Annotated in this window: 23 protein-coding genes; 8 read left to right on the top strand and 15 right to left on the bottom strand. The window is 63.6% G+C overall.

All coding sequences use genetic code 11. From position 1 onward, the window contains the following. Positions 1-98 precede the first annotated feature (98 nt). The gene (locus tag V8N38_RS07145) at positions 99-938 is read left to right on the top strand and encodes a helix-turn-helix transcriptional regulator (RefSeq protein ID WP_147839565.1); all 840 of its coding nucleotides are present in this window, start codon (positions 99-101) and stop codon (positions 936-938) included. Here V8N38_RS07145 and V8N38_RS07140 read toward each other — a convergent pair. The 4 genes from V8N38_RS07140 to prpB form a co-directional block, all read right to left on the bottom strand. Beyond that, on the bottom strand, positions 935-1,564 hold the full coding sequence (locus tag V8N38_RS07140; protein WP_048321374.1) for a LysE family translocator: 630 nt from the start codon (positions 1,562-1,564) through the stop codon (positions 935-937). The genes V8N38_RS07145 and V8N38_RS07140 overlap by 4 nt on opposite strands. Positions 1,565-1,644: 80 nt before the next feature. Continuing rightward, on the bottom strand, positions 1,645-3,096 hold the full coding sequence (locus tag V8N38_RS07135; protein WP_147839637.1) for a bifunctional 2-methylcitrate dehydratase/aconitate hydratase: 1,452 nt from the start codon (positions 3,094-3,096) through the stop codon (positions 1,645-1,647). Between the two features lie 40 nt (positions 3,097-3,136). Beyond that, a complete protein-coding gene (gene prpC, locus V8N38_RS07130) occupies positions 3,137-4,300 on the bottom strand; it encodes a 2-methylcitrate synthase (RefSeq protein ID WP_049200932.1) in 1,164 nt (387 codons plus the stop codon). Positions 4,301-4,333: 33 nt separating this feature from the next. Beyond that, complete coding sequence (prpB, locus tag V8N38_RS07125; protein ID WP_147839566.1) at positions 4,334-5,224, bottom strand: methylisocitrate lyase; 891 nt, start codon at positions 5,222-5,224, stop codon at positions 4,334-4,336. A gap of 245 nt (positions 5,225-5,469) precedes the next feature. On the opposite strand from prpB, the gene prpR reads away from it, so the two are divergent. Further along, positions 5,470-7,059 (top strand): propionate catabolism operon regulatory protein PrpR, encoded by a 1,590-nt coding sequence (prpR, locus tag V8N38_RS07120; RefSeq protein ID WP_147839567.1) that lies wholly within the window; start codon positions 5,470-5,472, stop codon positions 7,057-7,059. A 3-nt stretch (positions 7,060-7,062) separates the two neighbouring features. Here the strand turns inward: prpR and V8N38_RS07115 are convergent, their stop codons facing one another. Beyond that, a complete protein-coding gene (locus V8N38_RS07115; RefSeq protein ID WP_060421219.1) occupies positions 7,063-7,971 on the bottom strand; it encodes a DMT family transporter in 909 nt (302 codons plus the stop codon). Positions 7,972-8,107: 136 nt separating this feature from the next. Between V8N38_RS07115 and V8N38_RS07110 the strand changes: the two genes are divergently transcribed. Then, positions 8,108-8,542, top strand: a complete 435-nt coding sequence (locus V8N38_RS07110; RefSeq protein WP_147839568.1) for an Lrp/AsnC family transcriptional regulator — start codon at positions 8,108-8,110, stop codon at positions 8,540-8,542. On the opposite strand, the gene dinG is transcribed toward V8N38_RS07110, so the two are convergent. The 4 genes from dinG to V8N38_RS07090 form a co-directional block, all read right to left on the bottom strand. After that, positions 8,543-10,741 (bottom strand): ATP-dependent DNA helicase DinG, encoded by a 2,199-nt coding sequence (gene dinG, locus V8N38_RS07105; RefSeq protein WP_033637643.1) that lies wholly within the window; start codon positions 10,739-10,741, stop codon positions 8,543-8,545. 66 nt (positions 10,742-10,807) lie between these two features. Then, positions 10,808-11,200, bottom strand: a complete 393-nt coding sequence (locus tag V8N38_RS07100) for a tautomerase family protein (RefSeq protein ID WP_084826590.1) — start codon at positions 11,198-11,200, stop codon at positions 10,808-10,810. Next, positions 11,190-11,522: a carboxymuconolactone decarboxylase family protein gene (locus V8N38_RS07095; RefSeq protein ID WP_049200944.1), complete on the bottom strand. Its 333-nt coding sequence runs from the start codon at positions 11,520-11,522 to the stop codon at positions 11,190-11,192. The genes V8N38_RS07100 and V8N38_RS07095 overlap by 11 nt, the downstream gene beginning before the upstream one ends. Before the next feature lie 124 nt (positions 11,523-11,646). Beyond that, entirely contained in the window at positions 11,647-12,303 is a 657-nt protein-coding gene (locus tag V8N38_RS07090) for a glutathione S-transferase family protein (RefSeq protein ID WP_038880560.1), read from the bottom strand. 241 nt (positions 12,304-12,544) lie between these two features. Between V8N38_RS07090 and ompC the strand changes: the two genes are divergently transcribed. From ompC to V8N38_RS07075, 3 genes are all read left to right on the top strand, one after another. Further along, a complete protein-coding gene (gene ompC / locus V8N38_RS07085) occupies positions 12,545-13,642 on the top strand; it encodes a porin OmpC (RefSeq protein WP_038880563.1) in 1,098 nt (365 codons plus the stop codon). A 179-nt stretch (positions 13,643-13,821) separates the two neighbouring features. Then, positions 13,822-14,670 carry a GNAT family N-acetyltransferase gene (locus V8N38_RS07080; RefSeq protein ID WP_147839569.1) on the top strand — a complete coding sequence of 283 codons (849 nt, stop codon included), beginning with the start codon at positions 13,822-13,824 and terminating at the stop codon, positions 14,668-14,670. Between the two features lie 17 nt (positions 14,671-14,687). Further along, entirely contained in the window at positions 14,688-15,518 is an 831-nt protein-coding gene (locus V8N38_RS07075; RefSeq protein WP_147839570.1) for a 5'-nucleotidase, lipoprotein e(P4) family, read from the top strand. A gap of 3 nt (positions 15,519-15,521) precedes the next feature. On the opposite strand, the gene V8N38_RS07070 is transcribed toward V8N38_RS07075, so the two are convergent. The 6 genes from V8N38_RS07070 to V8N38_RS07045 all read right to left on the bottom strand — a co-directional run bounded on the left by V8N38_RS07070 (position 15,522) and on the right by V8N38_RS07045 (position 20,105). Continuing rightward, the gene (locus V8N38_RS07070; protein WP_060440418.1) at positions 15,522-16,040 is read right to left on the bottom strand and encodes a GNAT family N-acetyltransferase; all 519 of its coding nucleotides are present in this window, start codon (positions 16,038-16,040) and stop codon (positions 15,522-15,524) included. Between the two features lie 2 nt (positions 16,041-16,042). Next, positions 16,043-16,612 carry a helix-turn-helix domain-containing protein gene (locus tag V8N38_RS07065; RefSeq protein ID WP_049200951.1) on the bottom strand — a complete coding sequence of 190 codons (570 nt, stop codon included), beginning with the start codon at positions 16,610-16,612 and terminating at the stop codon, positions 16,043-16,045. Positions 16,613-16,681: 69 nt separating this feature from the next. Further along, the gene (locus tag V8N38_RS07060) at positions 16,682-16,993 is read right to left on the bottom strand and encodes an AzlD domain-containing protein (protein WP_049200952.1); all 312 of its coding nucleotides are present in this window, start codon (positions 16,991-16,993) and stop codon (positions 16,682-16,684) included. Then, positions 16,990-17,700: an AzlC family ABC transporter permease gene (locus V8N38_RS07055; RefSeq protein ID WP_064290268.1), complete on the bottom strand. Its 711-nt coding sequence runs from the start codon at positions 17,698-17,700 to the stop codon at positions 16,990-16,992. The genes V8N38_RS07060 and V8N38_RS07055 overlap by 4 nt, the downstream gene beginning before the upstream one ends. A gap of 71 nt (positions 17,701-17,771) precedes the next feature. Then, positions 17,772-18,620: an AraC family transcriptional regulator gene (locus tag V8N38_RS07050; RefSeq protein ID WP_049200955.1), complete on the bottom strand. Its 849-nt coding sequence runs from the start codon at positions 18,618-18,620 to the stop codon at positions 17,772-17,774. 30 nt (positions 18,621-18,650) lie between these two features. After that, a complete protein-coding gene (locus V8N38_RS07045; RefSeq protein WP_147839571.1) occupies positions 18,651-20,105 on the bottom strand; it encodes an MFS transporter in 1,455 nt (484 codons plus the stop codon). 103 nt (positions 20,106-20,208) lie between these two features. Between V8N38_RS07045 and V8N38_RS07040 the strand changes: the two genes are divergently transcribed. Together V8N38_RS07040 and V8N38_RS07035 are read left to right on the top strand one after the other, a co-directional pair. Continuing rightward, a complete protein-coding gene (locus tag V8N38_RS07040) occupies positions 20,209-20,862 on the top strand; it encodes a helix-turn-helix transcriptional regulator (protein ID WP_060421189.1) in 654 nt (217 codons plus the stop codon). Positions 20,863-21,040: 178 nt separating this feature from the next. Then, positions 21,041-21,535 carry a DUF2878 domain-containing protein gene (locus V8N38_RS07035; RefSeq protein ID WP_049200960.1) on the top strand — a complete coding sequence of 165 codons (495 nt, stop codon included), beginning with the start codon at positions 21,041-21,043 and terminating at the stop codon, positions 21,533-21,535. Positions 21,536-21,624: the final 89 nt, after the last annotated feature.

Raw genomic sequence — 21,624 nt, 5'->3', positions numbered from 1 at the left:
CCACCTCCAGCGATTATGATGGCCGCAGTATGGAACAGGGTTTAAACTGTTACTATATAGCCATTTATACTATTACTAACAGCAACAGGACGGCCGCCATGCCCCCACGTACCCTCGAGCGCACCCGCCACGAACTGGCGGATTTTCTACGTCAAAAGCGAGAACAGCTGTCGCCGGAGGCGGTCGGTTTGCCGAGCGGCAGCCGCCGCCGCACGCCGGGATTGCGGCGCGAGGAGGTCGCGGCGCTGGCCGGCGTCGGCCTCACCTGGTACACCTGGCTGGAACAAGGCAGGGAAATCAATGCGTCGGTGGCATTTTTGGAGAACCTGGCGCGGGTGCTGCAGCTCGACGCCGCCGGCCGCTACCACCTGTTTTTATTGGCGCATCAGCGGCCGCCGGTGCCGGTCGGCCATCAGTGGTGCCAGGTCTCACTGCTGGTGCAGCGGCTGCTGGACGACCTTGTGCTGCGGCCGGCCTACGTCATGAACCTGAGTTGGGACATCATCGCCTGGAACCCGGCGGCGCAGCGGCTGTTCGCCATCGGTGAACGCCCGGCGGAAGAGCGCAACATGTTGTGGATGCTGTTTGCCGATCCGCAGCTCAATGAACGCCTGTTGGAGTGGGAGGCGCAGGCGCCGCAAATCCTGGCCAGCTTCCGCCGCGACTATGCCCGCGCGCCGGAGGATGAGGTAATGCGCCAACGGGTACAGGCGCTGGAGCGGGTATCGCCGCCGTTCCGCCGGCTCTGGCGGCAGCACGATATCCACGGGCGCTGCCAGGGGCGGCGCAGCTTCATCGTCCCGGAGATCGGCCCGGTCACCTTTGACCACGCCTCTTTCATCGTCGACGAAGAGAATCACCTGCGGCTGGTGATGTACAGCGCGCTGCCGGACGAACCGGCCAGCGCGGCATTTGAAGCGCTGCTGCGCGAGGGTTAGCGGCGGCTGTCGAAAATGAGCTTGCAGGCCAGCCCAGCGAATACCCCGCTCAGCAGGTAGTTCGGCCAGCGGGCGCTGAAGCGGCGGCCGGCGAAGCGGCTTTTCATGCCGCTGACCGCCAGGATCACCCCGCCGTTAATCAGCAACCCCACCAGATTCAGCACCGTCGCCAGCGCCAGCATCTGCACCACCACCGAGCCTGAACGCGGATCGATAAACTGCGGGAACAGCGCCAGCACGAACAGCGCCATTTTCGGGTTGAGGATGTTGGTGAACAGCCCCTGGCGGAAGATGCGCGCCGTCGGCACCGCCTGCAACCCGGCGGAAGCCTGCAAACTGCTGCCGGATCGCAGCGTTTTCCACGCCAGGTAGAGCAGATAGGCGGCGCCGAGCATTCTTACCGCGTCGTAGGCCAGCGGCACGGCGACGAACAGTTGCGACAACCCCAGCGCCGCCGCCAACGCGTGGCAATACGTGCCGAGCTGAATGCCCGCCAGCGAAGCGAAACCGGCGCGCCGCCCCTGGCTGACGCTGCGCGAAGCGATCAACAGCATATCCGGGCCGGGGGTCAGCGCCAGCGCCACGCAGGCACCGGAAAACAACAACAGCGTTGCGGCATCAATCATGAATCACCTGATAAGAAGATGGAGGGGAATGAAGCATCCATCATAGCGACGCCGACGTGGCTTGTCAGCGCCGCCTCGCGTCAGATCACCCACAGATCGAGATACTCGTTGACCGGCATCTGCGCCAGCCGCTGCCGGTCCAGCGACACCTCGAGAATACGCTGCTGCTGCAGGGCCGGGAACTGGCGCGCCAGGTTGGTTTTGAACTTCTCGATCAGCAGTGGGATGCCCTCTTCGCGCCGCCGCGCATGGCCGATAGGGTACTCCACCGCCACCTCATCCAGGCGGCTGCCGTCGGCGAACTCCACCGTCAGCGCATTGGCGATCGAGCGTTTTTCCGGATCGTGATAATCGCGGGTGAAGACGGGATCTTCATGGCAGTGGATCTTGCCGCGCAACGCGTCGATGCGCGGATCCTCGGCCACCCGATCCTCGTAGTCCGCCGCCGTCAGCCGGCCGAACAGCAGCGGGATCGCCACCATATACTGAATGCAGTGATCGCGATCCGCCGGGTTATCCAATGGCCCCTGCTTGTCGATAATACGCAGGCAAGCCTCGTGAGTGCGGATGCTCACCCTGGCGATGTCGGCGGCGGTTTTACCGGCGGCCTGCATCAAGCGGTGCAGCGTCATGGCCGCCTCCACGGCGGTCTGGGCATGGAACTCCGCCGGGAACGAAATTTTAAACAGCACGTTCTCCATCACGTACGCGCCGTACGGCCGCTGGAAGCGGAAAGGCTTGCCGTTGAAAGAGACGTCGTAGAACCCCCAGGTCGGCGCCGTCAGCGCCGAGGGGTAGCCCATCTCGCCGGTGGCGGCCATCAGCGCCAGCCGCACCGCGCGGGCGGTCGCATCCCCCGCCGCCCAGGATTTGCGGGTGCCGGCGTTCGGCGCGTGGCGATAGGTACGCAGCGACTGCCCGTCCACCCACGCCAGCGACACCGCATTCAGGATCTCCGCCCGGCTCAGGCCGAGCAGCTGCGCCACCACCGCGGTAGACGCCACCTTCACCAGCAGCACGTGATCCAACCCCACCCGGTTGAAGGCGTTTTCCAGCGCCAGACAACCCTGGATCTCATGCGCCTTGATCATGGCGATCAACACCTGCCGCATGGTCAGCGGCACCTTGCCCGCCGCCACCGCCTGGCGCGAGAGCCAGTCGGCCACCGCCAGGATCCCGCCCAGGTTGTCCGACGGGTGGCCCCACTCCGCCGCCAGCCAGGTGTCGTTGAAGTCGAGCCAGCGGATCATGGCGCCGATATTGAACGCCGCCTGCACCGGATCCAGCTGGAAGCGGGTGCCCGGCACCCGGCTGCCGTTCAGCACCTCGGCGCCCGGCACCACCGGCCCCATCAGTTTCTTGCAGGCCGGATAGCTCAGCGCCTCCAGCCCGCAGCCGAGGGTATCGAGCAGGCAATAGTGGGCGGTGCGGTACGCCGCCGGGGTATCGACGGCCTCTTTCATCACATAATCGACGATATCGACCATTTCGCGATCGAACGGCGGACGGCGGGTATTGGCAGACTCAAGCATCATGATTCCCAAAGGCTCCATAGTGAATAACGACCGGCGCTCAGCGCTGATCCAGCGGTACGAACGCCCGCGCTTCCGGCCCGGTATAGTTGGCGGACGGGCGAATGATTTTGTTGTCCTGCCGTTGCTCGATGATGTGCGCCGACCAGCCGCTCACCCGCGCCATGACAAACAGCGGCGTGAACATTTCGGTGGGCACCCCCAGCTGGTGATAAGACACCGCCGAGAACCAGTCGAGGTTGGGGAACATCTTTTTGGTGTCGCGCATCACGCTTTCCAGCCGATCGGCGATGTCATACAGCTTCATCGCCCCCGCTTCCTGCGACAGGCGCAGCGCGATCTCTTTGATCACCTGATGGCGCGGATCGGAAACGGTGTACACCGGGTGCCCGAAGCCGATCACCACCTCTTTGTTGTCGATGCGGCGGCGAATGTCGGCTTCCGCTTCGTCCGGCGTTTCATAACGTTGCTGGATCTCCAGCGACACCTCGTTGGCGCCGCCGTGTTTCGGCCCGCGCAGCGCGCCAATGGCGCCGACGATCGCCGAATAGACGTCGGATCCGGTGCCGGCGATCACCCGGCCGGCGAAGGTCGAGGCGTTGAATTCATGCTCGGCGTACAGGATCAAGGAAGCGTGCATCGCCTGTTCCCAACTGGCGGAAGGCGCTTCGCCGTGCAGCAGGTGCAGGAAGTGGCCGCCGATGGAATCGTCGTCGGTCTCCGGCTGAATGCGCTCGCCGTTGTGGCTGTAGTGATACCAATACAGCAGCATCGATCCCAGCGAGGCCAGCAGCCGGTCGGCAATGTCGCGCGCGCCGGCCGCGCCGTGCTGCTCTTTTTCCGGCAGCGTGCAGCCTAGGGCCGAGACGCCGGTGCGCATCACGTCCATCGGGTGAGACGCCGCAGGCAATGCCTCAAGCACCGTGCGCACGCTGGCGGGCAGGCCGCGCAGCGCTTTGAGACGGTGTTTGTAGGCCTGCAGCTCATCGCGGTTGGGCAATTTGCCGTGGATCAGCAGGTGGGCAACCTCTTCAAACTCGCAGTGGCGCGCGAGATCGAGAATGTCGTAACCGCGATAGTGCAGATCGTTGCCGCTGCGCCCTACGGAGCACAGCGCGGTATTCCCGGCGGGCACGCCGGATAACGCCACGGATTTTTTCGGCTTATCGCCAGTCGGGCTTTGCGGGGGGATCGCTTGGCTCATACTGTCCTCGTTTGGCTTCTGCGTGAATGGCGCTTATTCGTCGCGCTGGCGAGCGAACAGAGCGTCGAGTTTCTCTTCGAACAAATAGTAGTTGATGCTTTCGTACAGCTCGTTGCGGGTCTGCATGGTGTCGATGACGCTTTTCTGCGTGCCCTCCTCGCGCAGGGCGCGGTATACCCGCTCCGCCGCGCGGTTCATCGCCCGGAAGGCCGACAGCGGATACAGCGCCATATCCACCTGAGCGCTGCGCAACTCGTCGGTGGTAAACAGCGGCGTCGCGCCGAACTCGGTGATATTGGCCAGGATCGGCACCTGCGTCGCTTCAGCGAAGCGGCGGTACATGCTCAGTTCGGTGATCGCTTCCGGGAACAGCATGTCGGCCCCGGCCGCCACGTAAGCCTGAGCGCGCTCGATGGCCGCCTCCAGCCCCTCCACTGCCAGCGCGTCGGTGCGCGCCATGATCACGAAGTCCGGATCGCTGCGCGCATCCACCGCCGCCTTGATGCGATCCACCATCTCTTCGGTGGAGACGATGGCCTTATTGGGCCGATGGCCGCAGCGCTTGGCGCCGACCTGATCTTCGATATGCAGCGCCGCCGCCCCGGCCTTGCTCACCGATCGCACCGTGCGGGCGACGTTGAACGCCGAAGCGCCGAAACCGCTGTCCACATCCACCAGCAGCGGCAGCGGGCAAACGTCGGTGATGCGGCGAATGTCGGTCAGCACATCGTCCAGGGTCGAAATGCCCAGATCCGGCAGCCCCAGCGAACCGGCCGCCACGCCGCCGCCGGAAAGGTAGATGGCCTGGAATCCGGCCCGCTGGGCCAGCAGCGCATGGTTGGCGTTGATCGCGCCGGCGATTTGCAGGGGTTTTTCTTTACTCAGGGCCTGACGAAAGGCGAGCCCGGGTGAGCGCAGCGTCATGACGTTTTCTCCGATTAGCCAGATGAAACAGACAGAGCAAGGGGCGGGCCAGGTTGTACTTCGGTAAGGGGAAAAATTAAACGCGATAAAAATAAGTGAGTTACAACACCTTCAGCGCCATTAGCCTGGCAAAGGGGTAAAAAACGTTTCAGTTAACGTTTCAATCGTTGTTTCACACAGTAAATTTGAAACATCACTGAAACCGGGCTACACCTAATGCAGCCACTTCCATTCGGTAACCCACCATGAGCGATCACGTCACGCCGGACAAACCGGTGATCTGGACCGTCTCCATCACCCGCCTGTTCGATCTGTTCCGGGACATCAGCCTCGAGTTCGACCATCTGGCAACCATCATCCCGATCCGCCTCGGCTTTGAGGAGGCGGTGCAGCACATCCGCGCCCGACTGGCGACCGAGCCTTGCGACGCCATCATCGCCGCCGGCTCCAACGGCGCCTACCTGAAAAGCCGCCTGTCGGTGCCGGTCATCCTGGTCAAGCCCGGCGGTTTCGATCTGCTGCAGGCGCTGAGCAAGGCGCGCAGAACCGCCGATCGGATCGGCGTCATCACCTATAAGACCCCTCTGCCCGCGCTAATGGAGTTCCAGCAAACCTTCGATCTGCCGCTGGAGCAGCGCAGCTACGTCACCGAAGAGGATGCGCGCGGCCAGATCGCCGAGCTGAAAGCCGCCGGCATTCAGGCCGTGGTCGGCGCCGGCCTCATCAGCGATCTGGCGGAAGAGGCCGGGCTCACCGCCATTTTTCTCTATTCCGCCGCCACCCTGCGCGCCGCCTTCAGCGATGCGCTGGACGTGACGCGCCTGATGCGGGGCGGCGGCAAACGCGGCGGCGATTACGCCACGCGCAATACCCTGCAACCGCGCTACGGGCTGGGCGATTTGCAGGGCAAGTCCCCGCAGATGGAGCAGATGCGGCGCACCATCATGCTGTACGCCCGCTCGCCGGCGGCGGTATTAATTGAAGGAGAAACCGGCACCGGCAAGGAGCTGGCGGCGCAGGCGATCCACCGGGAATACTTTTCCCGGCGCGGCGCACCGGCCAGGGGCGCGACACCGCCGTTCGTCGCCATCAACTGCGGCGCCATCGCCGAATCGCTGCTGGAGGCGGAGCTGTTCGGCTATGAGGAAGGCGCCTTTACCGGCTCACGGCGCGGCGGCCGACGCGGGCTGCTGGAAACCGCCAACGGTGGCACCCTGTTTCTGGATGAGATCGGCGAAATGCCGCTGCACCTGCAAACCCGGCTGCTGCGTGCGCTGGAAGAGAAGGCCGTCACCCGGGTCGGCGGGCAGCAGCCGGTGGCGGTCGACTTTCGCGTCATCAGCGCCACCCACAACCACCTGGAGCAGGCGATTCAACGGGGCGACTTTCGCGCCGATCTGTTCTACCGCCTGAGCGCCCTGCGGCTGCAGCTGCCGCCGCTGCGGGCGCGCGGCGACGATATCGCGATGCTGGCGGAACACTTTCTGAAACGGTCACTGGCGGCGCTCGACGTGCCGCTGACGGAGCCGCTGCGCGCCGCCATGGCCGGCTGTTACGCCGCGCTGAGTCATTACGCCTGGCCCGGCAACCTGCGCGAACTGCGCAACATGATGGAGCGGGTGGCGCTGATGCTGAGCACCGGCGCCGCACCGAGCGGCGAGACGCTACGCTGGCTGCTGCCGGAGCTGGCGACGGGCACTCAGCCCGAGACGCCGGTAGCGCCCCTCTCCGCTCATGAAGCGCTGGCGCGGTGCGGGGGCGACCACGCCGCCGCCGCCCGGTTGCTCGGGATCAGCCGCACCACGTTATGGCGCCGGCTGAAAAAAACGAACTGAGCATCAGCCGGCGCGCCGGCCGTCCGAGGCCGGCAGCAGCCGCGCTCGCCGCTCGCCCAGCAGGTTCATGCCCGCCGCCGCCAGCAGAATGATCGCCGCGCCCAGCAGCTGCCACGCCGACAGGCGGTGGCCAAACGCCAGGCGATCCACCAGCATGGCGGCGACCGGGTAGATGAACGACAGTGAGCCGATCAGGTTGGTCGGCAGCTTCTGCAGGGCGCCGTACATCAACACATACATCAGGCCGGTGTGCAGCACGCCGAGCGTCGCCAGCATTCCCCACTGCCCAACGCTGGCCGAAACGTGGAAATCCACCAGCGGCAACAGCATCACCGCCCCCACCGCCACCTGGATCAGAGCAATAAGATGCGGCGGCGTGCCCTTCAGCCGCTTGGCCGCCAGCGCCATCAGGGCGTAGAAAAACGCCGCCCCGAGCGCCAGCGCGATGCCCGCCAAATAATGACTCTGTTCCCCCGCCTGCCGCGGCTGCGCCAGCACCACCAGCATCATGCCGCCGAACGCCAGCCCCAGCCACAGCAGCTTGCGGGCGGTCAGCCGCTCCCCCAGAAACAGCGCCCCCAGCCCCACCAGTATAAACGGCTGGGTGTTGTACACCGCCGTGGCGATGGAGATAGAGGCATAGGAATAGGCGGCAAACAGCAGCAGCCAGTTGATCACCAGCGCGACGCCGCCGGCGATCGCCAGCAGCAGCGTGGCGCGCGTCAGCGCATCGCGCCGCAGCTGCCCCAGCGCGCCGCACACCGCCAGCAGCACCAGCGCCCCCACCGCGCAGCGCCAAAACACCACGTTGACCACCGGCTGGCCGGACATCAGCACAAACCAGCCGATGGAGCCGGAAATCAGCATCGCCGCCGTCATCTCCAGCGAGCCGCGTTTTATCTCTGCATTCATCCTGCGTTCCTCCAAACTTGCCCAGAGGCATAGCTTGCGGCTTCGTGGGACGGCTTTCCATAGCATAAAAAAGGCAGATATGCTTAACTGCCTTTTTCTCGTAGCTATAATAAAGAAAATACCTAACGGAGGCGTTATGGATGATATCGATCGCCAGATCCTGACTCTTTTGGCGCAGGACGCACGCGCGTCGTTGAAGACGCTGAGCGCGCAGGTGGGGCTGTCATCGCCGAGCACGTCGGAAAGGCTGCGGCGGCTGGAGGAAAGCGGCGTGATCCAGGGCTATACCCTGAACGTCAATCTGCAGGCGGTGGGCTACGCCTTCGAGTCACTGGTGCGTATCAAGCCGCTGCCGAGCATGCTGAAGAAGGTTGAACAGCTGATTCAGGCGATCCCGGAAGTGGTCGAGTGCGATAAGGTGACCGGCGAAGACTGCTTTATCGTGCGGCTGGTGGCGCACTCGATGGAACAGCTCGACCACACCCTCGATCGGCTGGCCGAGCATGCGCAGAGCAACACCTCGATCGTGAAAACCACGCCGGTCAAACGCCGCCTGCCGCCGCTGCTCTGATTAACGCCGCCGCTTGCGGGCAAACGGGTTGCCGCGCTTCTTCTCTTTTTTGGCCGCGTCGGCGGCGGATTTCAGCGCCGCCAGATGCGCCTTGTCGGCCTCCGGCACCGCGCGCTGTTCGATCGGGAACACCGGCAGCGACGCCAACAGCCGCGAACCGTAGTTTTTGGTCAACAGCCGACGATCGTAGATCACGATCTCGCCGTAGCATTGGTTGCTGCGGATCAGGCGGCCGACCTGCTGGATCAGGTTGAACGAAGCGCTCGGCAGGCTCTGCACTTCGAAAGGATAGCGCTTCAGCGATTTCAGCCACTCGCCTTCGGTAATGATCACCGGGCTGTCGATCGGCGGGAACGCAATTTTGTGAATGTGTACCTGGGTCAGCAGCTCGCCTTTCAGATCCAACCCTTCGGCGAACGATTGCAGCCCCACCAGCACGCTGGCGACGCCCTTCTCCACCCGCTTGCGGTGTTCTTCCACCAGCCGGTAGCGCGGCTGGTCGCCCTGCACCAGCAGCATCAGCCGCAGATCGGTCACGTAGCTGAGGAAAGTCTGCATCGCCCGGTGGCTGCTGAACAGGATCAGCATGCCTTTGTGTTTGCCGCTCGCCTGCTCGGCGCGGAAACATCGCGCCATCTCCTCGAGGTGCTCCGCCTCGTTGGCGAGCGCCGGTTCATAGCGCATTTGCGGAATGACAATCTTGCCCTGTTCGACATGATTGAACGGCGAAGAGAGCGTTTCGAAGCGATCGCCGGCCTTCTCGCTCAACCCGCTCATCTCCTGCAAACGCGCGAAGCTGTTCAGCGAACGCAGCGTGGCCGAGGTGACCACCACGTGCGGCACCTTGCGCCACAGCAGCTTCTCCAGCTGGTCGCTGACGCGGATGCCGACGCAGTGCAGGTAGAGATGGGTAACGTTATCGCGCAGCTCGCGCGTGACCCATTTGGAGATCGGCGCGTTGGACGACTTGTCGAGCGCCGCCAGCCGCCACAGCTTGCTCATCGCTTCCAGATAGCCCAGCGTGCGGCTCATCTGAATGATCGACCGGTGCAGGCGCACGATGTCGTGCTTGCCGGTCTGCTCGGTGAGATCGTTAAGCACGAACTCCGCCAGCCCGCGCAGCGCATCGGTCAGTTTGAACAGCCGCGCGCAGCTCTCCACCATCTCCGCCGGCAGCTCGCCCATCTCGAAACGGTGCTCGGCCGCCACGCTGTCGCCGGGCAGGTAAGCGCTGACCTGATGCTCGAAGATCTGCACCAGCTCGCGCAGCTCCTCGCAATGGTTCTTCAGCCGCTCGCTGTTGGCCAGCCCCGGCGGATTCTTCGGCCGGTACTGCGTCATGCACTGCTCAACCTGGCGCACGATCATGTCCAGCTGCAGGTTGGTCGAGAGCGCGGTGATTTCCCCGTCGATCTCCAGCGCATCGCGCGCCACCTCCGGCAAATGGTGGCCTTCGTCCAGCACCAGCAGCAACTCTTTCGGGTTCGGCAGCACCGATTCCGTCTCCAGCGCTGCCATCACCAGGGCGTGGTTGGCCACCACCACGTCGGCGCTCTCGATCTCTTTGCGGGCGATATAGAACGGACATTCGCGAATATAGTGGCAGTTGCGACCCAGGCAGTTGGCCTTGTCGGTGCTCAGCTTGGCCCACAGCGGATCGTCGATGCTCTGTTGATAGTGATCGCGCAGCCCGTCCCACTCGAAGCGGGCCAGCGCCTTGGTCAGCTTCTGGCACAGCGCCTGCTCTTCGCCGCTGGACGGCGCCAGCTCGTCGTCGAGGAACAGCGTCAGATCGCCCTGTTGGCTGACGTCGGTGCTCATCGCCGCCAGGTTGCGCGGGCACACGTAGCGCCCGCGGCCAAAGGCGCCGGTAAATTTCAGATCGGGGATAATCTTCTTCAGCAGCGGCAAATCCTTGCTGTAGATCTGATCCTGCAGCGCCACGTTGGCGGTGCTGACCACCAGCGGTTTGCTCTCCGCCCGCCCGACGGCGATACCCGGGATCAGGTAAGACAGCGTTTTACCGACGCCGGTCGGCGCCTCGATCGCCAGATGGCGCGGGTAGTCACCGGCCAGCGTCTTCGCCACCTCGGCGATCATCTGGCGCTGGGGCGCGCGGGAAATAAAATCCGGTATTTGCTGCTGCAGGGCTTTGTACCACTGGCCAATCTGATCTTTAACTGCGGAGGAGAGCGCCATTCAACTCTTATCTAAACGAAATGATGGCGCTATTGTCCCACAGACCGCCCGCGGCGTCAGCCCGAGTTACGTCTGCGGATCGATCATCGAGGCGCGCCCGGCGCTGAACGACCACTCGTCCAACTGGGTGGTGGTGATCACCACCATCACATCCTCGGGGCGCAGCCGCAGGTTTTCCGCCAGCAGCGCCGCCAGCCGCCCGTAGAAACGCCGCTTGGTGTCGGTGTCGCGCGGCCGCCCGGCGGTGATATAAAACAGCACGAAATCCGCGCTGCGCGGCCCGCCGAGATAGTCGCGATCGTAGATAAGCTCACCGGGGCGGTATTGATCGATCACCTGAAATTTATCCGTCGGCGGCACCTCAAAGGCCTCCACCAGCGCCTGATGCAGGCTGTCGGACAGGGTTTGCAGATAGTCGGCGGACTTGCCCTGAAGCAGGGCGATACGGCTAAACGGCATGATTGGCCTCCTGTTCCAGCTCGCGCAGGCGCGCCACGGCCGACGCCGCCGCGGGCCAGCCGGCGTAGAACGCCAGATGGGTGATGAGCTCGGCCAGCTGCTGACGCGTCACGCCGTTGCGCTGCGCCAGCTGCAGGTGAAACGGCAGCTGTTCCACGCGGTTGAGCGCCACCAGCGCGGCGACGGTAATCAGGCTGCGCTCGCGCGGGCTCAGCGCCGGCCGCTGCCAAATATCGTCAAACAACACTCGGTCGCTGAGCTGCGCCAGCTTGGGGGCAATATCGCCGAACGCCTGTTGCCCGGCCTGGGATTCTGATGGCATCACACTCTCCTGTCAGTTGCGGATAGCCTTACGCTACCCGCCGCCGCAGCGAGTGAAAATCGGGATTTTCGGCAGTCTCGGTTCAGAAAAACGGGAAGGTTCCCCGCCGGGCGGCGGGGAGGATTCAGGATTCCAGCGGGGCAACGCCGTCGAACTGCGCGCTCAGCAGCGCATTCAGCTCCGGCCGCTGTTCCACCCGCTCAGCGATGGCGTACAGCCGCGGACAGTGTTGCCGGAACCACGCGCGGCCCGGCCGCCAGTGGCACATCACCGCCACGTACAGATCCAACGCGCTGAAGCTCTTGCCGAGAAACCACGGGCCCGCTGCGCCGGCGGCGGCGTTCAGCTGCTGCAATAAACGCTCGCGATAAGCCATTACCGCGTTTTTCAGCTGTTCCGCCCCCGCCGCCTGCGGCTGCCAGCGCTGCGGATGGTCGGCATAGGTGAAGGTGGGGTAAATCTCCGCGTTGATGAACAGCAGCCAGCGCAGAAAACGCGGCAACAGCGGCGAACCGCCGGGCGGCGCCAGCTCGGCATGCGGTGCGCGATCGTGCAGCAGCAGAATAATCGCCGCACTCTCCGTCATCACTTCGTCATTGGGCAACACCAAGGTAGGCACCTGACCCAGCGGGTTCAGCGCCAGCAGGCGATCGCGCTCCGGGCCGTCCTGCGTGTAGTCCACTTCCTCATAGCCCCAGGGGAAAGCGGTCAACGCCAACGCGGCGGCCACGATCGTCGAGCCGCAGCCCTGCGTACCGAACAAAGTATAAGTATCGTGCATGATTCCTCCCGCAGCGGAACAAGGTATCGGTAACTGTAGACCAGCCGCCGACCATCGGCTGAAGAAAAAATTCACCCTTTGCGCGACTTTTTTAATCGTTCGACATGAAAATGAATTTTTTGTCATAAATAGATCACATTACTACGGTAAAAATTCTCCGCCGCAAACAATCAGGCGGCAAAGTAAAACAGCAATGCAACTGATGATAAGCGTCTTTCAATCGAATAAAGCAGGGTAACTCATGAAACGTAATCTTCTGGCCGTTATTATTCCGGCACTTTTACTTGCGCAAGCGGCACAGGCAGCAGAAATCTACAATAAAGACGGCAACAAACTCGATTTTTACGGTCGTGTGAAAGCCCTGCATTATTTCTCCGATGATGCCGGCAACGACGGTGATAAAACTTACGTCCGTATCGGCTTTAAAGGCGCGACCCAGATTAATGACATGCTGACCGGTTACGGCCAGTGGGAATATCAGATCGCCGCCAACCATTCTGAATCCGACGGCACTAAAGACACTAAAACGCGTCTGGGCTTCGCCGGTCTGAAATATAAAGACTTCGGCTCTTTCGATTACGGTCGCAACTACGGCATTATTTACGACGTCGGCGCCTGGACGGATATGCTGCCTGAATTCGGCGACGATGCTTACGTCAAGACCGACAACTTCATGAACGGCCGCACCAACGGCGTTGCCACCTACCGTAATAACAACTTCTTCGGTCTGGTTGACGGCCTGAAATTCGCCGTGCAGTACCAGGGCAAGAACGAAAACGACGGCCGCTCCGCCAGCAAGGCGAACGGCGACGGTTGGGGCCTTTCCTCCAGCTATGAAATTATCGACGGCCTGAGCGTGGGCGCCGCCTATGCCTCTTCCAACCGTACCGCCAGCCAGAAAGCGGGCACCTTCGGCAAAGGCGACAAGGCCGATATCTGGGCCGCCGGTATGAAATACGACAACAACGATGTCTACCTGGCTGCCACCTACTCGGAAAGCCGCAACATCGCGCCTATTTCCGGCACCGCCACCATCAATAACCGTTCCACCTCCGTCAGCGGCTTCGCCAATAAAGCGGAAGGCCTGGAATTGGTTGCGCAATATCAGTTCGATTTCGGTCTGCGCCCATCGCTGGGTTACGTTCAGCAGAAAGGCAAAGATATTGAAGGCATCGGCGATGCCGACCTGGTGAAATATATCGATGTCGGCGCGTACTACTATTTCAACAAGAACATGTCGACCTATGTCGATTATAAAATCAACCAGCTCGACAGCAATAACAAGCTGGGTCTGAAAGACGACAACGTGATTGCCGTCGCCCTGACCTACCAGTTCTGATGTGATGAATGAATAACCACCACTGCAAACTTTAGCGTCACTTGATACCCAGAGTTTTATTTCGCCGGGCGGCTGCGTCCGGCTTTTTTGTTTTTATTTTCCCGCCAACGAATGCCCCCGCTTGCCTTGCAAAACAAACGGGTCTACATGTATAGCTTTCCCCCCGAGCGGAATCAGCCATGCATAACGACGGACGCTTCGACTACCACAACGCCCTGCGCTACAGCAGCAACGAACTGGCAAACATCCTCAACCACTGTTTTGAAAACTACATCGTGCGCTTCGTGCTCGACGGACCGACCTTCGCCGCCCGCTTCGGCGCTGAGGATCTCAGCCTGAACGACAGCCTGATCGTCACCCACCGCCATGAACCGGTGGCGGTGGCGCTGATCGCCCGCCGCGGCCGGCACAGCCGGATTGCGGCCTTTTCCGTGCGCCCGGAGATGCGCGGCCAGGGGCTGGGCAAGGCGCTGATGCAGCGGCTGGTGGCGGATGCCCGCCAGCGCGGCGACCGACGGCTGTCGCTGGAAGTGATCGAAGGCAACGAAGCCGCGCTGGCGCTGTATCATCGCGCCGGGCTGCGCATCGTGCGCACCCTGACCGGCCATCAGGCGCCGGCGGAAGCGCCGCCAGGCACGGCGGCGCTGCAGGCGGTCGATCCGCTGACCGTCAGCCATCGCCTGACGGCGGAAGGCGCCACCGACCTGCCCTGGCTGATCGCCCCCGAATCGCTGTTCAAGCTGCCGGGCAAACCGCAAGCCTATACGCTCAATCGCCAAGCCTACGCCGTGGTGATGCCCGGCGCCGAGCACTGCTGGCTGCGCCTGATCTATGTGCCGCCGCGGCACCGCGGCCAAGGGCATGCGCGCGCCTTGCTGGCCGCCCTGCAAGCGCAGTTCGCCCCTTTGCCGCTGACCGCCAACGTCTTTGTGCCCGAGGTGGCGGCCCCCTTCTTTACGCATCTTGGCTGGCGGCAGGATCCCCTGCGCCAGTTCGAGATGGATATGCTGCTGGACAGCCCACAATAAAAAAGAGAGAGATAACGATGGCAGGAAAACAGGTACGCACACTCACCCTCGGCGCGGCGGTCGGCGTCGCGCTGCTGACGTTGGCCGGTTGCGCGCAGCCGCCGCACACCGACGCCCAGGCCCAGCAACGGCTGGCGGATCAGTCGGTGCTGGCGGTGAACTGGTTCCAACAGTCCGGCGAATACCAGGCGCTGGCGCATCAGGCGTTCAACAGCGCGCAGCGCGCCTTCGATCAGGCCAAGGCCGCGCCGGGCCGTAAAAAGGCGGTGGTGGTCGATCTGGATGAAACCATGCTGGACAACAGCGCCTACTCCGGCTGGCAGGCGCAGCAGGGCCAGCCGTACGACGGCGCCACCTGGGCCCAATGGACGCAGGCCGAACAGGCCGGCGCGGTGCCGGGCGCGGTGTCGTTTGCCCGTTACGTTAACACCCATCAGGGGACGATGTTCTACGTATCGAACCGCAAGCAGAGCGAGTACGCCGCCACGGTGGCCAACATGCAGAAGCTCGGTTTCACCGGCATGTCGGAAAAGACCGTGCTGCTCAGCACCGACACCTCCAATAAACAGGCGCGATTCGACGCCATCAAACAAGCCGGCTATGACATCGTGGTGTACGCGGGCGACAACCTGAACGACTTCGGCGCCGCGACTTACCACAAGGACAATGCGCAGCGCCGGGCGTTCGTCAGCGAGAACCTGGGCAAGTTCGGCACCGAATTCATCGTGCTGCCCAACCCGATGTACGGCGATTGGGAAAGCGGGCTGGCCCGCGATTACAACAAGCTGACGCCGCAGCAGAAGCTGCAGGTGCGCCAACAGGCGATCAAAGCCTGGCGCGGGCGCTAAGCCTCACAGCAGTTTGTACATATAGCAGGTGGCTTCCAACGCCCCGCCGTCGCTGGCGCGGGCGTATTGTGGGATGTCACCTGCCGCTTCGAACCCCAATTGGCAGTACAACCCCTGCGCCGCGCTGCCGCTCAGGGTATCCAGCACCAACAGGCTGCGGCGATGACGCGCCGCCAGCGCCTGCACTTCCTGCATCAACAGCCGCGCGACGCCCTGCCGCCGCGCCTGCGGGTGTACCATCAGCTTGACCACTTCCGCCCGGTGGCGGCCATTGTCCGGCATCGCCAACAGCAGCTGCACGGTGCCGACCGGCCGCCCGTTCGCGAGCGCCACCAGCATCGCGCGCTCGCCCCGCGCCAGGGCCGGCAGCAACCCCTGCCAAAACGCCCGCGCCTGTTCCAGCGTAAAAGGCATGACAAAACCGATGCTGGCGCCGTGCGCCACGCTGGCGTGCAGCATTTCGGCCAGGTCGGCTATGGCGTTGTGCGCTGCGTCGGCGTCCCACTGTTGTAATTCAATCATGGCTATGGCCTGCAGATAACGAGCGTGTAATGGGCCGGCTCATCGCCGGGGACATGGAAACGGGAAGCGCCGAACAGGCGGTAGCGCAGACAATCGCCGGGCGACAGCCGGAAAACGCGCCCTTCCAGCGTCAGCTCCAGCTGCCCGGACAGCAGCCAGAGGTGATGCTCCAGCGCCGGAATCGACGGCAGGTCGTAATCGATCTGCGCGCCGGCATCGAGCCGGGCTTCGATAAATTCGGCCTTATACAGCGCGGCAGGCGGGGAAACGGAGCGACGGTGAAAACCGCTGGCGCGATCGACCCATACCGGCTGTTGCGGCGGCCGCAGCAGCTCCGGCGGTTCGTCTTCGATTTCGCTCAGCAGGCGCGACATGGTCAACCCGTAGGCGGCGCACAGCCGGTTCAGCAGCGACGCCGTCGGGCTGGTTTCGGTGCGCTCCACCCGCGAGAGCGTCGCCCGGCTAAGGCCGGTGCGTTGCGCCAGCTCCTCCAGCGACCACCCCTGCTGCTGGCGCAAATCCGCCAACCGCTGCGCCAACTTCAGGTCGGCCGTCTCCAAACCGTTATCCATCGCTCACACTCCGCCGCAAAATCCCATATAAGAGAAATAATCTCAAATTAGAGATATGGCAAGCGAATTTTAAAAAATGCCGCGCAGCGCGATAAATATCAGCAGGCTCAGCAACACCACCGCCAGCATGTTGCGCAGAAAGAACGCCAATATCACCGCAAACACCGCCCCCCACAGGTAAGGGTTATCCGGCGCGGCGCGCAGCTGGTCGCCGCTGAAGGCGATAATCGGCCCGCAAATGGCCGTCAGCACCGCCGGCACGGAAAAGCTCAGCAGGGTTTTGACGCGCGGCGATAACCGCAGCGGCAATCCCGGCGCCAAAAAGCAGTAACGGTTGAAGAACACCACCAGCCCCATCAAGACTATCGTCAGCCAGATCATCGGCGCCCCCCGCTGCACAGCAGCCCGACCAGCATCGCCGCCACGGTGGCGATAACCAATGCGCCCGGCGTCTGGAAATGGTGCAACACGATGGAAAGCAGCAGCGCGGTCAGCACGCAGGCCAACACCGGCAGGCTGCGCACCAGCGGCACCACGATGGCGATAAAGGTGGCGGCGATGGAAAAATCCAGCCCATAACCGTCCAGATCCCCGGCGCTGCCGGCGGCTACGATGCCGAGCAGCGTGGAGAGAAACCAGCACAGGTAAAAGGTCAGCCCGGCGCCCAGCGCATACCAGCGGTCGAAACGCGCCGGCGCCTGTTCGCCGGTCAGCGCAAACAGTTCATCGGTGAGCAAGAATCCCAGGGCCAGCCGCCAGCGTAACGGCAGCGGCGCAATGCGCTCCCGCAGCCGCAGCGCATAGAGAAAATGCTGGGCGGTGACGAAAAAGGTCGACAGCAGGATCGCCAGCAGCCCGGCGCCGCCCTTGATCATGCCCATCGCCACCAGCTGCGCCGCCCCGGCGAACACGATGGCCGACATGCCCAGCCCCTGCGCCGGCGTCAGGCCGTTTTGCAGGGCCATCGAGCCCGCCAGTATGCCCCACGGCACCACCGCCAGGCACAGCGGCAAGATCGCCACCCCACCCTGCAGCGCAGGGCGCAGGCGAGCAGACGGCGGCGTGATGAGGGGGATTGAATCAGTCATGGGCTTCTCCTTCGGTTGAAGAAGCCAGCTTACGGCGCAGGCGCACACGGGTATTGCACCCGATTGCCCGACTATTTCAGCGATTTGACGTAGTCGCCCGGCGTGATGCCCATCGACTTGCGAAAATGGCGGTGGAAATGGCTTTGATCGTGAAAACCGCAGCTCAGCGCGCTGTCCAGCACGCTGCTGCCGGCCTTCAGCATGCCGCGCGCTTTACGCAGCCGCGCCTGAATTTGATAGGCGTGCGGCGGCAGACCGGTGGCCTGCTGAAACTGCCGCAGCAGGTAATAAGGGCTGAGCGCCACTCGCTCCGCCAGCTCCAGCAGCGAAATGTCCGCCTCGGGGAAATCGTCGAGAAAGGCTTTCACCCGCGCCACCTGGCTTTGCGCCCGGCTCTGCGGCGTGGGATCGATGCGGCTTTTACCGTGCCGCAGCATCAGCCAGGTCAGCGCCGAGAACACCATGGTCTCTTTCATCAGCCGGTTCTCATCGCTGCGCAGCAGGCTGAACGCCATCCGCAGCTGGCCGGCCAGGCCGACGTCGTGCACCACCGGGTTGGGGAAATAAGGCGTCGCGCCAGCGCCGGTTTTCAGATCGCGCGACAAAAACGCCAGCAGCTCCGGCGTCGGGTACATCGCCTGATACGACCATCCCTCTTCGGTGGCGGAGCTGCCGGTGTGGATGTCGTCGGCGTTGACCAGAATGATGCTGCCCAGCGGCGCCACGTGTTCGCCACCGGTGCGGTAGAAACGCTGGGCGCCGTCGTCGATGACGCCCACGCAGAAGCCTTCATGGCTGTGGCGCGAGAAGGTTTGGCGGCGGTAGGTGGCCTGCAGCACTTCCAGCCCGCCGAGATCGTCGACGTGCATGAAATGGGCCTGTTCCCGGGATGCTTTGCGCGCTGCGCCTTCCACCTTCATCTTGCCTACCTCCGCTGAATGAGCGCCATTCTAGCACTCACGCGAGGGCGGGGTTTGTACAAAATTGCCCGTCTCGGCGCCCGGCGGCGCGATCGCCGCGCAGCGCCAGGCGCTGAACACCGCCAGCAGCGGCGCCAGCGCGAACGCCAGGAACAGCCAACGCGCCGCCGACGCCGCGCCCACCGCCCCGCCCGGATCGTTCAGCCCCGCCAGATTGGCCGTCATCCCGGCCAGCGCCGCCCCGAACGCGGTGGCGAACAGCTGCACCGTGGTAATGGAAGCGCCGGCGATGTCTTTGTCCGCCTCAGGCGCCACCTGCAAAATGCGCGTCAGCAGGTGCGGCCAGCCGAAACCGATGCCGAATCCCACCAGCAACAGCGCAATGACGATCGGCGCCAGCGCCTGCCAGTGGCCACCGGACGGCACCGGCATCAGGATCGCCAGCGCCAGCAGCCCCACCAGCACAAACAGCGGCCCGCTGACGATCGCCCGGCGAATACCCGCCCCGCGCCAGCCGGAGCTGAGGATCTCGGACAGCGTCCAGCCGGCGGCCATGGCAGCGGCGATATAGCCGGAGATCAGCGGCGACTGGCCGTGCAGCAGCTGCAGGAAATACGGCACGAAGATCTCGCTGGTCATGCCGATCACCAGCAACGCGGTCGTGATGTAGAGCGCCGCTAACGATGAACCGCGCCGCAGTGCGCCGTGCGGTAACAGACGGGCCCTCGAGTGCGCTTCACGCTTCAGCAGCCAAGCCATCAGCAGCAGCGAGAGCGCGATGCCCGCCAGGTTGATCCAGGCGCTGTGTGCCAGGCTGCCGGCGGACACCACCAGCACCGCCACGGTCAGCAGCAGCATCTGGGCGGCCGGCAACGGCGCGGCCGCCTGCTGCGCTTTGCCCTTGGGCAGGATCAGGAAGGTAAACGCGGCGTACAGCGCCATGATCGGCAGCAGAATGCCGAAGGCCCAACGCCAGGCGTGCAGCTCGGCGAAAATGCCGCCCACCGCCGGCCCCACCAGGGTGGCGATGCCCCACATCGCCGAGATGAGCGCCATGGCGCGCGGCCACAATCGCTGCTCGAACACCAGGTTGATCATCGCGTAGGAGAGCGCAAAGATCAGCCCGCCGCCGAAGCCCTGCACCGTGCGGCCGATCAGCATCACCGGCATGCTCGGCGCCAGCGCACACAGCGCCGCCCCGGCGATGAAGAACAGCGAAGCCACCAGATAGGCGCTGCGCGCGCCGTAGCCGCTGAGCAAGCGGGCCGACAGCGCGGAGCCGAGGATCGACGCCACCACGAACAGCGTGGTGTTCCAGGCGTAGAGATCCAGCCCGCCGATATCCTGCACTACCGAGGGCAGAATGGTGGTGGCGACCAGAATATTGATGGCATGCAGCGCTACGCCGAGCGAAAGCGCGATCGCACTGGCCGCATTTTTGCCGGAGAAGAGGTCGCTCCAGCGGCTATCGTCATGGGTTATCACGGTTGTCGTCCTGTTTTCAGAGGAATGGCATTGAGTTGGTCATGAGATTGCGTTAAATTTAACAAGAGTTATCTTGGAATAAGTTAGGGCGAGGCGGAGAAATATGTCAAGAATAAACTTGGAAAATAGCGGCAGCACCGCACAATCGGTCAGTGACCGCTTGCTGACGCTATTGAAAACCCGCGGCCCGCAGCAAGCTTCTGACGCAGGAAAGGTGCTCGGCACCACCGGTGAGGCGGCCCGCCAGCAGTTCGTCAAGCTGGCGAAAGAGGGGCTGGTCGAAGCGGTGGCGGAAACGCGCGGCGTGGGCCGCCCGGTGCAGCTGTGGCATTTGACCTCGGCCGGCAACGCACGCTTTCCCGACACCCATGCGGATCTGACGGTGCAGCTGCTGCGCACCGTGCGCGACAAGCTGGGCGAACAGGCGCTCGACGTGCTGATCGAGACCCGCGAGCAGGAAAACCGCATCAACTACAAGCAGGCGATGATCGGCGCCGCCGATCTGCAGGAGCGCGTGGCGCGCCTGACCGAGATCCGCTGCCGCGAAGGCTATATGGCCGAATGGCGCCAGGAAGAGGACGGTACCTATCTGCTGGTGGAAAATCACTGCCCGATCTGCGCCGCCGCCACCGTCTGCCAGGGCTTCTGCCGGGCGGAGTTGAGTATCTTCACCGAAGTGCTGCAGGCGCAGGTAGAGCGCGCCGAACACATTCTGGCCGGCTCGCGGCGCTGCGCCTACCGCATTTCGCTCCTGTAACACCGGTTTTTGCCCACGTTTTCAACCGGTACAGATTATTCTGCTTGTGCACCCCGCACCTTCCCTTCTAAGGTTGAATTAACGAACATTCAGGCAAACAGCGGGCTTCACGCCCGCCCTGAGAAATCCGTCGGCGCCTGGCGCGCTAGCGGCAGAGTAACCCCACGGGAGTTGAACGATGAAGAAGCCGCATGCCGGATTCTGGCTGGCGACGCTGGGACTGGGCGTCTGCTGGCTGCTGGCGCTGCTGACTCGCGATCGGCTCAACGGCATACTGCTGGCCGGCGCGGCGCTGGCGCTGATTTTTACCCCCGCCGCCCGCCGTAAAGGCGCGGCCCTGGCCGCCTTGGGCGGTATCGGCATGGATGGGCTTTGGAGCTACAGCGGCGTGCTGCACTACAGCGGGCAACACGGCCTGCCGCTCTGGGCCATCGCTCTTTGGATCGGTTTCGGCTGCTGGTGGTATTGGCTGCTGGACGTGGTCAGAGCGGCCCCCTGGCCGCTGGCGGTGCTGGGCGCCGCCGTCGGCCCCTTCGCCTACGCCGTATCCTGGAAGCTGGATGCCTTGCTGCCCGGCGTGCCGCCGGAGTTCATGCTGCTGCTGCTGGCCGTCGGCTGGTCGATTTATCTGCCGGCCGTCAGCTGGCTGCAGTGGAAACGACGGGACAGCTGAACGGCGGGCAGCGGCCGGGAAAAATAATGCCGAAGGCCATTGCTTATCGGTTGCCCGATCGGGTTTACTGAGCGTTCTAATAATAATCA

The organism is Serratia nevei (assembly GCF_037948395.1).
Taxonomy (GTDB): Bacteria; Pseudomonadota; Gammaproteobacteria; order Enterobacterales; family Enterobacteriaceae; genus Serratia; species Serratia nevei.
This window is presented reverse-complemented; position numbering and strand designations above follow the sequence as displayed.